The organism is Polyangiaceae bacterium, assembly GCA_016715885.1.
Taxonomy (GTDB): Bacteria; Myxococcota_A; Polyangia; order Polyangiales; family Polyangiaceae; genus Polyangium.
On record JADJXL010000015.1, the window covers coordinates 579,939 to 595,921 of the forward strand.

Below are 15,983 nucleotides of genomic sequence, written 5' to 3' on the forward strand. Positions count from 1 at the left end.
CTTAACCCCAAATTCTCCAGGCACCCAACTGCCGCGTGTACAACAAATCTGCTTTCAGACGCCGCCGCGGATCGCGCTCTGCAGGCGCATTCAAGACATGCCCGCCACCTTCACGAGACACATGCACGACGCGCCCATTCGCGCGCGACGCAAAATGCAGCGCCGACATGTCGAGCGGCGGCAATCGCGGCTTGTACGAAAACAATTCCCGCAATGCATCGCGCCGCGTATCCGCGCGCGCTTGCGACACGCCCGGATGCGCGCGCTCGTATTCCGAAAGGCGCAGCTCGCACAAATCGAGAAACTTGTCCGCGTCGAGCCGCTCGATGGATTCCCAAAGCTCGGTTACGGCAGCACGTAATTCAGGTGTGCCCCGACAATCGACTTCTTCTTCCGCGGGGGCCGATGCCCATATTGGGGAAAACCCCCCGTTGTCGAACGTGAACCGAGATTCATGATGATACGGCACACGCCGATCTTTGGGTTTTGCGGCCGTGTCGAGCACTTCGGGAAATGAGAATTGATGCACCGTAGCGATCTTCATGGGCTTGGTCATGGGATCGATCACGGTGTAAAAATGGACGCTCACCGAGCCCGGCCCCCGTTCCTCGGGCGCGGCCAACACTTCGACCGTCAGCGTATTTTCGCCATTCATCAGCATTTGATTGATGCTGGTCGAATGCGAATCCACGCCCGGCGCGCTCTGGGCATGGAGCGGCAAATCATTGAGATACACGCGTGCCCAGGACGCTGCCTTGACGTTGACGGAATAGAAGAGAAAGTTTTCCTGCTTCATGGACTATATCTGCGTCGACTTGCTCGCACCTTGCTTGTTCGAGCCCGTAATCTTCAATGAAATCTTCGACGGCGCATTTACTGCAATCGTCCCTTCCTTCATGACCACCGTCGTATCTCCGACCTTCAGCATGACCTCGTCCGAACCATCGAATACCTCGTTCGCTGCGACGATGCGTATCTTTTCCGCGCCCGTGAGCGATGCTTCTTTGCCCACGGTCGCCGAAAACGTACCGCCCACGGTGAGCACTCGATTCTTGTCGGCGCGTGCCTTCATTTCCGCCTTCGCCTTCGAGAATACCGCGCCGCCAATCGTTTCCAGTCGCCCCTTCGACGCAGCCTCCGTGACGCTCTGTCGCGCGACGTTGATGATGGCTCCGCCCACCGTCACGGCCAGCGCCGTATTCGCTTCCGTCGAATTCGTCTTGATGGCCACTTCGAGGTCCACGGCACCCACCGTTTCCGTCAAATTCTTGGCCACGACCGAATCGTCCGTGTGAATGCGGCGTATGTGCGACCCACCAATCGTGACGGATCGATTTCCCGTCACATTGCCCATGTCGCTTTCGCCAATCTGCCGCTCGCGATTGCCTCCAACCGAATGGCTTTGGTTGTTCACCACCACCATCGAATGGTTTTTTCCGACAGCCTCGGTGTGATTTATGCCAATGGCGATGCGTTCGTCGTGGTAGACCGCGCTGAGCTCGTTGACGAGGGTCGTTTCGCTCTTGTCGTTCCCGACGACGATGTTTTGGTCTTTTTCGGCGTGAATGTAAATGTGCTCGCGTCCGGCATAATCCTCGAATTGGATTTCGTTCGTTCCGTCGCGGCTCGGCGTAACCAATGATTTGAGGCTCGTTTTGGTTTTACCCTCCGGAAGCGGCACGGGGAATCGATCCTCGGCATTGTACACGCGTCCGATTACGACGGGTCTATCCGGATCGCCCTCCAAGAAGTGCACGAGCATTTCCCAGCCGCGGCGCGGAATCGCCACGGAATGGCCCGTATTGTCCTGAACGACCGGCACCCAATGCGAACACTCGCCATCGTATGGCTGCAACCTGTCCCAATGAAAATGTATTTTGACGCGACCTGCTTCCTCGGTATAAATATCGTCTTCGCCCGGAGGACAGGTCACGATTCCCGTGAGCGGGCTCGTCATCTGCGGAATGGGCGTTTCGAGCAGCGGGCGGAAAGTCGTCTTGCCATCGAGCGCCTCGAATTTTGCGGAAAACCCCGAATCAGCGCGCCTGTACGCATGATCGACGACCGTTACGACGAATTCTCCACCCGGCGCACCTTCCGGCACGTCGAATACGTCCATCGTATGACCTGGAAGGATTCGCGCACAAATGCTCCGGCCCTGAACCGCTTCCGACGCGCAAGCAAATGCTTCGCTGCGTAATGCCACCTTGCGTTTGCCCTCGGACGGCTCCGCATATTCACCCGGATAATCGTACCACTCAGGCCCAAAAGCGCTGGGTCCCGAAGCATCGACATCCATATCGAGGCTCGGATGGTCCGGATTGAAATCGCGCAGCGTGACTTTTCCAACTGTGGCCGAAGCTCGACTTCCAATCGATACGATGGCATCCTCCTTTTGATCCATGCCATAGCCCGCTCGATAAGGCAAAACTGGATTGCCGGGAATCGGATCGTATGCAGCAGCCGAATCGCCGAGGATCATGACACCGTCTTTGTTGAAATAATAAAAAATGCCCTCGTCTTCCAAGAGACGGCTCACGAAGCTGAAGTCCGATTCGCGGAATTGTACGCAATAGGGCCGGCTCTCGTACGACGCGCGGAGTCGCAGCTCGGGCGTGATTCCGAACGCGGAGAGCACTTCGACGACGATTTCCGGCGCCGTCTTGTTGCGGAATACGCGAATATCCGTGCGATATTGCAAAAGCGATAGCCGCGGCTCGATGACGAGATGCATGTCGGGTACGCCTGTCAACGTCGCTCCGAGGGATGCCTCGAAGACGAGACCGTGAATCACGCGATCGACGATGCCGTCACGTTCGAGGTGGAGCGTCACATCGGTCTTGACGATATCGTCGGGTTCGATGGGCGCAATGGGCAGGTCTGCGCCGAATTGCATCGTGTCCATGAGTGCGAAACCAAGCTCGAAGCGGAATGGTTTCGATATGGCTTCGCGCCCTTCGATTTCCCGCACTTCATAACGGTGGCCGGCGACTTCGACGAAATACCTGAGCGGGCGACTGTCGTTCACGGGGCACCTCTATTAGTTATGGTTCACGATGGATGTGTTGACATCGAGGAAAGCCCCCGACAAATCGTAACTCGGTGACACGATCTCAATCGTGTCTTTGGTGATCACGAGCGAGCTTCCGCCGCACTTGATTTCGATTTTGTCCTTGGCCTCGAAAAACACTTTCGGCGCCTTGGCCGATAGTTTTGCTCCCACCGTCCAGAAGGATTTCACGTCGGCCGTGTCTGCATAATTGCCTCCAGCCTTGAGGACCATCGCACCGCCCACGGTCTCCGTGTAACTCTTCTTGACGTCGACCGGACAGTTTGTCCCAGCGATTTCGATTTTTGCGCCGCCAATCGTTTGCACCGTGACTTTGGACACGTCTTCTGAAATGGTCCCGCCCGACGCGGCCACTCGTACGGCTCCGACGAGCACCGTCGACCATTTCGACGACGCCGAGATTTGTCCAATCGTGATGTCGATGAGCGCCGAACCGACCGACAATTTACGATCGAGCGTCACGTTCGTCGTATGTTGTCCGCCCGTGGTCACGTTGCGCGATCCACCAATGGTGGCCGTTTCATTGCCGCCTACGGTCTTTTCCGAACCTTTGGCGACGATGATGGTTTCATTGCCACCAATGGCTACTGTCTGATCGTGCCCGATATTTTCGTTATGGTTCAGGCCGACCGACATCGTGTGGTTGTTCCCGACGATGCGCAATTGGTCGTGAATGACTTCGTCTTTTTTCACGTGCTGCGTGAGGATGGTCATGTCTTTCGAGGCATTGATGAACATTTCCTCGCGGCCTTGTTTGTCCTCGAAATAGATTTCATTGAACGATCCGCCGCCCGGCGTCGTGGCTGTTTTCCAAACGACGCGCGTCTTGTTTGCAGGCAGAGGATATGCCGGCGGATGTTCGGCATCGTGAATACGCGAAAGCACCCACGGCGCGTCCACCGTGCCCTCGTCGTTCATCGTGAGAACGTTCCAGCCAATGCGCGGCAAAAGCATCGATTCGGCGGTACCTCGTTGCGCCACGCGCATCCATTTACCGGCGGTATCGTCATTTTTGGGATCTCGATCCCAGCGCAATTTCACGCGCACGCAACCACGCGCATCCGGCTGCACTTCCGCGCCTTGTGCACCGACGACTTGGCCCGTTTGAAGCCCCGCTTGTTTTGCGGGTTTTGTTTTTTCGAGAGGGCGATAAGGAACGGCGTTCCGAATGGCCGAAAACTTGGTGATGATTTGTTTCTCCGCGCCAGCGCCGCCTGAAGGCCCGCGCCGCCGCTGCACGATATCGATGGTCACGTCCGTCAGCACATAACGGTCATCGAGACGCGCAGCAGAACATCCGCCGACTTCCAAGACCATTCCGGGCGTGAGCCGAATGCTCGTCGATTTGCCAAATACGCCGCGTGATGCAGCAATGGCCGCCTGCAGGCGATTTCTCGCTTGCCGCACGACCGTTTGCGGACTCTCCGGTCCTCCACCGGGCGCATCGTACGCTTCGAATGGCCCGCCGCCTTCGACGGCTTCAATCTTGAGCCTCGGACGCGCAGGATCGAACGAACCCGCAGTGAACTTCGTCGTGCGTGCCGCGACGTGTTCGCCAAGCTCGAATACGACTTCTCGATCCGCGTGAGCGCCGCTTTCGTGGGCAAACGTGATATACGCCCCGCCAGGCAATTCGGGAGCGCCCGTCGAAAGGTCGGAAAAGACCAGCGTCGACACTTCACCGCTATGGTCGAACCAACAATAAATGCCCTCTTCTTCGAGCAATCGCGAAACGAACGTCCAATCGTCTTCACGATATTGCGCACAATAAATGTGCTCCTCGTAGGATTCCGTGACCTCCCAGCGCGAGGGCTGCGCATTCGATGCGAGCACGGCTTTGACGATATCGACCACCGTCATGTGCTGAAAGACGCGGCAATTGCGTCCGAGCGTGAGCAGATACGCATCCGGACGAACGATCACGGTGACGATCGCTTTACCATCGTCCGAAACCGATCGCGCTGCTTCGGCAACGATTCCGCGCACTTGTCGCGTCCCGCCATGACTGAAGAGTGTAATGACCGCGGGCTTGCCCAAAAGCGCTCGCGGCGGTTCATTCGCTGCACGTGCGGCACACGTGACTTCGTAACGAAACAGCCGCATGATGCCTTCTGCGCCCGAAAGGCCGACGACTTCATATGGCAAGCCGCCAATTTCAATCTGCGCGTGCTCTTGCTCGAGGCCCAAGACGGATTGCAGTGCCATGGTCAAATCCTCCTCAGCCCGTGATGTTGTCGTCCGAGCCGGTCACCTTGACGCCGCTCGAGGATTCCATTTTCATTTTGCCCTTCATCGTAATCGAGCCGGGCGACATGTCGATCGTGAGCCCACCGGAGACGAATTTCACGCCCGCGAGCCCCTCGACTTCGATGACGTTTCCTCGGACCTCGAATAGTTTGCCCGCGGAAAAGTCGGCAGTGGCCCCCACCGTCACTTTCGTGTTTTCTGCGCCGGTGCCCATGTCTTCACCGGACGTTCGAAGAATGGCGCCGCCGACCAAGACCTTCAGCGGGCCGGTTACGGTTTTCCGCACTTCGCCTTCGGCTGCGACCATCAATTTGACGCCGCCCACCGTTTCGGCGTAAGTGCCCGCAATCGTTTGGAAATTGCCCACGGATGTCGAAATGAATGCGCCGCCAATCGTACGGCTCATCCGCTTGACCGCTTGACGCGCGATCGACCCATTGAGCATGTCATTCACGAGGCCGGAAAGGGTGCCTCCGCCGGGAAGCAAGCTCTTGGGCGACGGAATGAGCGTCTTCAGGCTTTCGCCTTTGGCCAGCGTCGAAGCGGCGTCCTGTAGCGTCGGAAGTTTGGGTGGTGAAACTTTGGGCAAGGAAACGCTGCCCGTGATGGTCACGCGTGTCGACCCGACCGTTTCCGTTTCATTGCCTTGCGTGCTGGCCATGATTTGATTGCCAGCGTCGATCTTCTCATTGCCACCGACGCTCTTTTTGCGATTGGCGCGCACTTCGAGCTGCGTGAATTCGCCGACGGTCGTGAGCGAATTGGCGCCGATCGCGACGGCTTGGTCGTTCGTGACGGCGTGCATGAAATTGACGCCCACCGAATGCGTCTCGTCATTTCCCACGCGCTCGGTGCGGTCATTGCGCACGACACCGATGTGATCCTTTTCGGCTTTCACGAAAAACAGCATCGACCCGGCGCTGTCGTCGAGTTTTATTTCGTTGAAACCACCCGTCGCCGGTGAAGACGGGGTTTTGATGGTCATGACGTTTTTATTGCCCGGTTGATTGTAGGTCGGGGTCATCACGCCATTGATGTTTCTGGCCACGCCGACGGGTCTGTCCGGATCGCCGTCGATATAGGCAACGGTGTTTTCCCAGCCGACGCGCGAAATGACCATCGACGTTTCGGGCTCTTGCAATGCTCTGAGCCACCGAGAATCCTCGTCCGTGCTCACGGCTTCGCGATCCCAATGGAATTGCGCTCGGAATCGACCATATTTGTCGGTATGAATTTCCGATCCTGCAGGTCCGCGCACCATGGCGGTATGACAACCTTCGACCGTGGGTCTCGGCGTGCTCAGTTTGGGGCGGAATGCAGAGGATAGAGGTATCGCTTTGAAACGATTTTCATACGTGACTTGCTTGGTCGTCGAGGAAAACCGCCCGTCTTCGATCACGTGTTCGATGCCAACGATCAAGTAGTCTCCGACGAACGCTTCACCGGCCGCACCACCAAAAGAAAATTTCTTGCCGGGCGCAAACGTGACGATATTTCCGCGTCCCTCGAATGCTTGACTCGCGACGCGGTGCGCTTCGAGACGAATTTTTGCAATGTACGCGCCATCCCCCGGCTTTCGATAACCTGCCGGGTAATCGTACGTTTCGAGCTCGGCATCTTTCGCAAAAGCAGCCGATTGAAGCAAGGCCAGCTTGGGTTTTTTCCAATTGAAATCATTCACGGATGCTTTTCCGGAAGCCACGCGTGCGACGCGGCGTGCAGCATGAATTCCGAGTACGTCTCGATCGAGCGCCCCGGCAGCATCCAGCAAATCGAATTGATCCGTCGGTCCATCGACGGGTGCTGCAGCGGGCGAATTGTCTTCAAAAATGAGAAGATCATCGTGATCGAACGTATAATACATTCCTTCGAATTCGAGCAGCCGGCTCACGAAGGCAAACGTCGATTCACGATATTGCATGCAATACTTCCGTACCGGCGGCGTGCGTACGGTCCAAAATGAATGCTTGATGCCCATTTCGTCGAGCACCTTCGTGATGACGTCCTTCGACGAAAGGTTGCGGAATTTCCGCGTGGACAAAGTATGCACGAGAAATGAAAAACGCGGACGTAATTCGATTTCGTGTCGATACGCTCCAGCTTCGACCCCCAAATACTTGACCGAGGCGACCTTCCAAGACCAAAGCCGCGACGGCAAGCCATCGAGGTGAATTTCGAGCGTTGCGTCGCCGTGGATGACATCGCCGAAATCGATGTCCTCCATCGTCGCAATCTCGATCCGCGCGTGCGTGGGCGTGGCCAATTCCTCCGCAATTCGCACCGATACGATGCGATACGATGATTCATCCACCCCCATGGAGAGGTTCACTGATACCTTGCGCGTGCTCATGAATCGACACTCCTTCGCGCGCGGACCCGCTCCGCTAGTTCTTCAATCAATGCATCCGGTAGGCTGGGCGCCCCCATGATCAAAACCTTGTCGATATGCTCGAGCTTCCGTGGCATGGGCGCCGTCGCTCGAAAAGTGATTTCCACCTGCCGCTCGTCGGCGTCGATGAGATACGTGTCGAGGTGCGTTTTGGGCTCGTGCTTCGTTCCACGCACCGAAATGCTGAAGAGGGGAGCATAACGAGGCAATCGAAATCGCCAAGCCGGTCCGGCGGTCGTTCCCGTCACTTCCACCGGCTCGTCTCCCCCGAGCGGCACTTCGGACCACAAATCAGGCGGCGCGAGGTGATAAAAACGCGGATCGAAATCGAGCGGACGCAGAGGCGCTCGCTTTTTGCGCCACGTATCGTCGTACGTTCCTGCATATTGCAATCGAGGCGCCCATTCGCTGCGCACGGCACCAAAACAAGCCGGCGCAGGATTCTTCGACGATAGCGGCGCCCGCGGATCCTCGATGGGCGGCGCTGGTTGACCCACGAGCGCCGCGCGATTCTTGGCAAACCCTTTACCAATGGGATTCCGTGGCTCCGACACCGGTCGATTCGGCTCCGTCGTATCCGTTCCGCCATAGGTGTTTTCGTACACGAGCGGCGTCGTCCGAAGCTCGGCCGCAGGCCCCGGAGCGACGCCCATCATCGCTTTTTGAAAAACGCGCGGACCATGCACTTTGACGACTTTTTGAATGGAGCGGTGACCTGCCTCGATTCGCAGCCCCACATCCATTTCCGTCACTTTACGCCCCGATGGCGGCTGCGCACTACCCACGAGCAGCACATCCGTCCCCGCTTTTTCTTCACACAAATCACTTGGATATCGAATACTCGCATTCGGCGCATCCGAAATCGGCTCGTCATCCAGGCGCACGGGAGATTGCGGCGACGCAATCGTCACGGCGCCCGTTGCCGATACGGCCCACGTCATTTTCGTTATCACCAAAATCACATCGTGGCCGTGCCGATCCGTCACGACGGCGCACCAATGGGCCATCGGCGTTCGGTTATCCACGACGCGTTCTAGATTCATGACTTCGAGCTACCGGCAAGCAATGACAAGTCGAAAGTACATCGCAGCAAAGGCGCCGCGTCAATCGAAATCCAACGCATCCGCACGCTTCTTCAGCGATTACAAAATCCCGTCGTCCGTGGAAATCGGCCCTCGACGCTCGCGCGCACGACGCAGTGCGGCACGTAGCGCACGCGTGCGATCCAGCGCGCCTTGACGCACGTCGTCCCCAAGCTCTTCGGTCTGCCGTCGCTCGTACAAATGATACGACCGCTGATCGATTCCATGTTTCGCGAGCGCTTCGCGAAGCCCCACACCGCTCCACAAGTCCACTTTGATTTCCGCGAAGGTATCGAGCGATAGACGCATGAGCGCCGACGTGTCGAGCGCCGGCGCTGGCTCCGAAACGCTCGGCGCTGCCGCGGTGCCAAGTGGAGCCCCTGCCAATGGCTGCGCATCGAAACGCCCGAGCACCGACGGCTTCGGGTCATTCGAGACAAACGGCAATGCGTGCAAAGCTTGGGGCGGAGGCGCGGAGGGCCGGTCGTGTTCGGTCGAGACAAACGGCAAAGCTTGGGGCGGCGGTGCGGAGGGCCGGTCGTATTCGGTCGAGACAATCGATTCCGCCGGCGGCATCGTCGATGGCCGCTTGCGAGGCTCGTTCGAGACAAACGGCAAAACGGACCGTGATGTCGTATCGAACGGTGGGCTTTCGGGCCGGGCATCGAGCGAATGTGATGCTTGGACAAACGGTAACGCGGGGCCTGAAACAGTCACTCCAGGCACGAGCGTTCGTGGTCTTGGCGCAGTGGTCGTCGCTGGTCGTGACATCGCCGGCGTGGGCGCTGGATGTGCCTGGACAAACGGCAAAACATTCGCAAGCTGCTGCGCGGGCGTGCTGTCGGACATCGCGGACAGTGCGCTCGCTCCTCCGACAAACGGGAGCACGGGCGGGCGCGTGGCGGCGTCCGGCAACATGGATGCTGCCTCTTCGCTCCGCGGTATTGAAGTCGAGGCAAACGGCAGCGTGGACGCTTTGGAGCTGCTGATCGTGTAGAGGCTCGTGCCTTCTTCATCCTGGAACGATGCTGCACGGGACGGTGTGATCGTCGGATCCGGCAAAGCGGGCTCGGCAATTTCCTCTTCGAGCGATTGAGGTTCCGTCGCTTTGCGAACCGTTGCCTGAGAGCAGATCATCCGTGCCGCGCCTGCAAGCACGGCGTCGTAGATCGACGCAAACACGGCGACGACGGCCGAGGGGAATTGTCCTCCATACGCTGGATCGATCACACCGCGAAAGGTGAGCACGTAGCGCTCGCGATCGGTGTCGATCCATATCGTGTCACACGTCATGGCGACCTCGCGCAATCCGCTTTCGGTCGTCTGATCGAATAAAAAAATCCGCGGCGTCAGTGGCGGAATCCAAAACGTTTGATCTTGGGCGCCGCGCGAAGGAACGACGAGCGCCATGCCGGGTGTGATGGGATCGGTCTGTTGCTCGATCGGACCAGTGTTAAAATATCGCCCGTCGAAATCGGCAGGTAAGTTTGTCCGCTCGAACCCCGATGCTCGAGGCGGAATGCGCGCATCGGCAAAACGAGCGCGATGAGGGTGATGCGGCGACAGTGGTCCTACCGCAACCTCCTCAGCGCTCGAAACAGGCTCGCGTCGCAGATACAATGACGACAAGGGAATGCTGGTCGACGGCTGGCCCGCGAGCGCATACACGCGCCTATCGCAAGCTCCGACACGCACGTGCACGGGAATGATCGACGCTTCCGTCGGCGAATATGCCGAACCGACGACGAGCACGTCGCATCGTGGTTTGAAAGGAACGAAATCACTCGAATAATGAAGCTCCTCGGGAACGTCGAACGAGCTCGGGGCCGAAAGCCGAAGCGGCTCTTGCTCGTCCGCCAGCACGAGCGCCCCGGCCTTTGGCATCAAGGTCATCTTCGCGATGATCGTGAGGCGACGCGTGGGCCCATTCCACCAAAGAATTCCTACGGGTACGGCACTCGGAGACCACACGTCCATGAGAATGACCTCGCAAGCTCAGTTGAGTCGCAAGACGCGTCCCACGATTTTGAACAATCCCCGCGAGACGGCATTGATCTTCGTCCCGAGAAGCTCCACTTCACCATCCTCGTGAAGCTTCAGCGCCGCGCGTCCTGCTTTGAGCACGAGCACTTTCGCTGCCTGCAAATGCACTTCATCGGCCGCAACATGCACTTCTCGAGGCACGCGCGTTTGAAGCATCCCTACGACGAGGGGCCGAGCGTTCGGCGCAAGCTCCACGAGAACGCTGTCACCATTTTTCAACGCTAGCCCGAGCAGCTCCGTCTCGACTTCGTCCGCGACATCGGCAACGGTTGGATCGGCTCCGCCGCGCAAGGTTATGGTTGCCTGGCGACCGTCCACCGAAATGAGTCTTGCCGAGCGCATGCCCGATGTTGAGGCGAGGTTTGTCGGGACAGGCACTTCGGTCAGCTCACCGGCGGCGATGTCTTCGAGCGACAACGTTTCCGCGGAAGGCTCGGTTGCCGCTGGGTTTTGCGGTGCTGCGAATGCCGGGTCGTGCCTTTGGGTCATGGCCACCTGCGCATGCGAGGACGTTATCGCAAAGTTGGAGAAAGTGGAAGGCGGCTGGTCGCATTCCTCGGAACGGGCATGGTGGGGGTGGCGTGGGGACCGCGTTGAGTGGCGGGGGGGTGGGGGGCGAAGGGGACCGTTCCGAGGCCTTGGCGGCGCATGGACGTTCTGTGTTTGTTGGAACGTGCTTCGTGTGGAGAGCGTGGAGTTAACAGGCAATTGTGTGAGCCGCATTTTGTCAAACTGTTGGAGTCGTTGGCCCTTGTCGATGCACTGCTTGGGTGGTGATGCGACGAGATTCAGTATTCGTCGATGGGGTATGCGGGGGAGAATTTGGATGGTGCAGGAGAGAATATGGCGAAGGGAGGCTTTTTTGCCGGTCAGATGCGTAAGGCGTGCAGGGGTGTTGGTTTTGGCTTGTGATAGTGTTGGGGGGGGGGGGAGGGCCTGGAAGGAGGGGGGTGCTCAGAGTGGCTGTGCCGACAGGAGCTTTTCGAGAAGGTCGCCAATTTCTGAGAGGGGGTGGAGGGTGAGGAGTGAGTGGGCAGGTTGCGTTTTAAGGCTCTGGGGTGTGGTCCTGCGGACGTTGGGCCCCGATAGTCAGGGAGTTTGGGTGTTGTCGGGGGTTCGGGGGGGGTTTGGGAGCTGGGAGTTGAGGTCAAAGGGATGGGGGGGTAGGTTGCTTTGGGGGCACGGGTTGCCGAACGTTAATTGGTTTGCGTTTTCCTTTTGCTTGGCTGTCAAACCAGGCAGCTGTCTCGTGTCAGGAGTGAACCCTTGTACGACACAGGGAGGGTTGCTTTATGGTGATTTTCCTTCCCTTACCTTCACCGAGCCCCACTCGAATAGAACACTTTCGAGAGGCCCGGCAAAACCCAAACGTTAATATGGCACCGTTCGATTGAAATATCGATGGAGGAATCATTGATGACAGCGAAGTATGCCATTTCTATACCTCAGCACGACGTCGGTCAGTTGGCGTTACTCGCTGGCCGCGGCGGGTGTTGGACGATGTGCGACAGGTAACCAGTTTTCGTAGTCTGCTCCGATCCCTGGTTGCCTTGGTGTCAGTTTTGTGCCGCGTTTTCCCCTCTTGACCGGAGCGCCAACAGACGATCCTCCGTCCATAGTAAAGGGCGGGGGAGGGGGGAAGGGGGGCGTCGAGTGCGAGCGGGCTTCCGTTTGGGGCGAGGTGGGACAGTTGCTAGCTGTAGGGCTATGTGGCGTCGGCGTCTTTCGTACGCAAGAGCCATTCGGTTTTGCCGGCGGACAAGGCGCATTTTGAAACGTGGGCGCGGTACGGCGTTCCCGTTGTTGGTATAATCCACGACCCTCGTTCGTCTGATGCACGTTGGGTGAATATTTCGGAGCACCTGCGAAAACATCCCGAAAGGATTGAAACAGGGCCGTACACATTGCGGGCACCGTCAACCCAATCGTTTTCAGCGGATTCCTTCGCTGCATTTGCACAACGCTTTGTTCGTGCGCGGCCACCCGCCACTCGCATCGACGTCACGCCGAATCTACTCATTAGGTCGTGGGAACCTCGGGATTCAGGGCCCGTGAGGGCGCTTCTTGCGCCGATAGCTGCAGACTATCCAGGTTTCCAAGCCTGGCTTGAAAAAAATTGGGCAATGCCGGACGTTAGTAAGAAGGTTGTCGAGGTGGGTTCGATCACTGCGGCATATCGTGGGCAGTAAGGACGACGCATATCAAACTGCACGTGGCCCTTTGGACGGCGATTGGGCAGCATCTTCTTTACCATGAACTCAGGACTTGGGCGGCGATTCCCGCGATTGAGCGCGTACATGTCACTGTTGCGGCAGACAAAGCAGAGCTCATTGAATACTTTCGTCGGTTTGGTTTTCGTGTCGAAGGAATATCGGCAAATCGTTATGCGCGTACGTCGAGTAACACGGAACTCGTGCTTGCCAAACACTTTGTTCGCCAAACAGTTCGCTCAATCGCAGATCTCGATGTCTTTACGAGCGAGCTTGCGTCGAAGATCTGGGGCATTGTCAGCGATTCGTCATCATGTGCACGATTCGGCGTCTCGGCAGACGACTTATCCGTACCTGGGACACTTTCGTGTGTACGCATGAACGTAGCTCGTGCTGCGCATACTGTATCGCCGCGAATTGCCGTTGTCGCGAGCCGGAGGGTTCGACCGATGATGCCTCGCTCATGCGCGAATTTTATCCACTTCGCTTGCACATGCCGCATAAACGGTACGTTATTGTACCCATTTTTTCTGAATGGGTGACAGGGATGTTCGCAACCTCGGGACCCGTAGATGGGCACCTGCAAACTTCTGTTGACACGCTTTACTGCTTCCAAATCGCGTTGTCAGTGGCGACCTTGTTCTGTTTACGAAACTCAAAAAATAGGGGGGCGGAGACGGGGGGACGGGGCTCATCGAGCGCCACAGCGACTCAGATTGGGAGGCGTCACGCTGGGACTCCAGACATGCTACGGGGATGGCCATTCATTTTGAACTGTTCGAGCCATTCAGTCGCCCCGTTACCTTGGCGCGCGTGCGTCAAGTCTTGAACAACCAAACAAATCTCCAAGGTCTTAACCCCATCGGGCGCGATGAATTCGAACTGCTCCGTAATGAGGGGCTGGGAGTACCCTGATAAACCATGAATACCTCCGTCATTCTGTCGATCAAGCCCATCTATGCCAACCAGATTCTAGCCGGTTCGAAAACCATCGAGCTGCGACGTTCGGCCATGGGCCTTCGCGCAGGTGACGTGGTTCTCGTGTATGTTTCCGCACCTGAACAATGCCTACGCTTCTGGTTTCGTATTGCCGCTGTCGAAACGCTACTGGGAGTGGCGCGAATGATCGTCTTGGAATCCCGGAACCTTATAAGATTTTGGGGCGAATGGCCACGGTGGGGGAGGATCCTAGTGTTTCTGGCGGATGGGCCCTCGTACCAGGATTCGTTCCACCGCAGGGACTTATTGCGTTGCGCGATGCTTGGGGACGATATGAACTGCTGCTGCGCCAGCTTTCGCCCCCATTACCAGCGGACGTCTTTCCGCAGAGGGGCTTTTTCGTACCACCGTCGAAGCCGCTGCATTACCGATAGCAACGTGAATTGCTGCGCCTTCTCGCCAGCGCATCATGCAGACCTCATACCTCATCGTGCATGGTTTGGCTGTCGAGCGACGCCGCTGGACGAGTCACGAAGATGTTACCAAACGCAAGAAAAATGCAGTAAGGCCTGTTCGGAACGATGGAAGGTTTTACCACCTGTTCGTATTTATACGAAACGCAATGTTCTTGCAGAGCAATTTGTTTTTGGGACCACTCTTGCTGCGGCACCCACGCACCGCAGAAGTGGCCGCGCGAAGCGAGCGTTCAACTCGAGGCCCGGATACAATCACCGACACGCTTTCACGCGTGCAAGCAGCAGCGCGCGTTCCCGGCTGTTCTTCGTGAGAAACGCGGCGCGCTCGAATTCATTGCTCGCTTCACGCAAACGCCCGAGCTTGAAGAGCAGATCGCCACGCACCGATGGGAGCAAGTGGTACGATTGCAAAAGTGGTTCATCGGTAAGCTCGTCGACTAATTCCAGGCCCGCTTCCGGGCCGAATGCCATTGCAATGGCGACCGCGCGGTTCAATTCGACGACGGGCGATTGCGTCAATTGCGCCAGCGCATCATACAGCGCGACGATCCGCACCCAATCGGTATCTTCGGCCTTTCGCGCTCGAGCGTGACATGCTGCAATGGCTGCCTGAAGCGCGTACACGCCCAGCGGTCGTCCCAGCGAAATGGCCCGATCGAGCGCGTCGAGACCTCGGTGCACCAGCAAGTGATCCCACCGCGAACGATCTTGATCCATGAGCAAAATGGGTTCGCCCGAAGGACCCACGCGGGCGCGATTTCGTGACGCTTGAATCTCCAAAAGCGCAACGAGACCATGCACTTCGGCTTCATTTGGCACGAGATGCGCCAGAATGCGCGCAAGACGGAGGGCATCTTCACAAAGCTCGGGCCGCACCCACTCGTCCCCTCGCGTCGCCGAATACCCCTCGTTGAAAATGAGGTACACCACTTCGAGCACCGACGACAATCGAGCCGACAATTCGGCACCTCGCGGCACGTCAAATGGAACGCGCGCCTCCGTGAGCGTACGTTTCGCGCGCACGATACGTTGGGCAATCGTTGGTTCCGAAACGAGAAATGCCCGCGCAATTTCCTCGGTGGTAAGACCACCCAAGAGGCGCAACGTGAGCGCCACGCGCGCCTCCGTGGCCAATACCGGATGACAAGCGACGAGCATGAGCCGCAAAACGTCGTCACCAACGTCTTCGTCCATATCGACAGGCTCGACGAATTTCGCTTCAGAATCGGACCATTGCCCAATTTCGTGGTGCTTACGCTCGAGCATCGAGCGCCGTCGCAATTCGTCGATGGCCCGATTTTTCGCGGTGGCCATGAGCCACGCGCCGGGTTTGTCTGGGATTCCCGTCTCGGGCCATCGTTCCATTGCTTCGAGGAGCGCCTCTTGTGCGAGATCTTCGGCAAGGCCGACGTCTCGAACGACACGCGTCAGCCCGCCAATGAGCTTGGCTGATTCGATCCGCCAAACCGCATCGATTGTTTTGCGCATGTCCCCCGAGAGATCGGCCATGGGCGCCTCGATTCGTGG

At 57.9% G+C, this 15,983-nt stretch carries 9 protein-coding genes; 1 reads left to right on the forward strand and 8 read right to left on the reverse strand.

Annotated features, from left to right (window positions below; translation table 11 throughout):
* Nucleotide 1: 1 nt before the first annotated feature.
* From IPM54_16015 to IPM54_16045, 7 genes are all read right to left on the reverse strand, one after another.
* On the reverse strand, nucleotides 2-796 hold the full coding sequence (locus tag IPM54_16015) for a hypothetical protein (protein ID MBK9261295.1): 795 nt from the start codon (nucleotides 794-796) through the stop codon (nucleotides 2-4).
* Between the two features lie 3 nt (nucleotides 797-799).
* Nucleotides 800-3,028 (reverse strand): type VI secretion system tip protein VgrG, encoded by a 2,229-nt coding sequence (gene tssI, locus IPM54_16020; GenBank protein ID MBK9261296.1) that lies wholly within the window; start codon nucleotides 3,026-3,028, stop codon nucleotides 800-802.
* Nucleotides 3,029-3,040: 12 nt separating this feature from the next.
* On the reverse strand, nucleotides 3,041-5,275 hold the full coding sequence (tssI, locus tag IPM54_16025; protein ID MBK9261297.1) for a type VI secretion system tip protein VgrG: 2,235 nt from the start codon (nucleotides 5,273-5,275) through the stop codon (nucleotides 3,041-3,043).
* A gap of 13 nt (nucleotides 5,276-5,288) precedes the next feature.
* The gene (tssI, locus tag IPM54_16030; GenBank protein MBK9261298.1) at nucleotides 5,289-7,667 is read right to left on the reverse strand and encodes a type VI secretion system tip protein VgrG; all 2,379 of its coding nucleotides are present in this window, start codon (nucleotides 7,665-7,667) and stop codon (nucleotides 5,289-5,291) included.
* On the reverse strand, nucleotides 7,664-8,749 hold the full coding sequence (locus IPM54_16035; GenBank protein MBK9261299.1) for a DUF2169 domain-containing protein: 1,086 nt from the start codon (nucleotides 8,747-8,749) through the stop codon (nucleotides 7,664-7,666). The genes tssI (IPM54_16030) and IPM54_16035 overlap by 4 nt, the downstream gene beginning before the upstream one ends.
* Nucleotides 8,750-8,848: 99 nt before the next feature.
* The gene (locus IPM54_16040) at nucleotides 8,849-10,765 is read right to left on the reverse strand and encodes a DUF2169 domain-containing protein (protein ID MBK9261300.1); all 1,917 of its coding nucleotides are present in this window, start codon (nucleotides 10,763-10,765) and stop codon (nucleotides 8,849-8,851) included.
* Between the two features lie 18 nt (nucleotides 10,766-10,783).
* The gene (locus IPM54_16045; protein ID MBK9261301.1) at nucleotides 10,784-11,320 is read right to left on the reverse strand and encodes a hypothetical protein; all 537 of its coding nucleotides are present in this window, start codon (nucleotides 11,318-11,320) and stop codon (nucleotides 10,784-10,786) included.
* Between the two features lie 1,259 nt (nucleotides 11,321-12,579).
* On the opposite strand from IPM54_16045, the gene IPM54_16050 reads away from it, so the two are divergent.
* Nucleotides 12,580-13,020: a DUF4365 domain-containing protein gene (locus tag IPM54_16050; GenBank protein MBK9261302.1), complete on the forward strand. Its 441-nt coding sequence runs from the start codon at nucleotides 12,580-12,582 to the stop codon at nucleotides 13,018-13,020.
* Between the two features lie 1,688 nt (nucleotides 13,021-14,708).
* On the opposite strand, the gene IPM54_16055 is transcribed toward IPM54_16050, so the two are convergent.
* Nucleotides 14,709-15,944, reverse strand: coding sequence for an RNA polymerase sigma factor (locus tag IPM54_16055; protein ID MBK9261303.1), 1,236 nt, complete (start codon nucleotides 15,942-15,944; stop codon nucleotides 14,709-14,711).
* Between the last annotated feature and the right edge of the window lie 39 nt (nucleotides 15,945-15,983).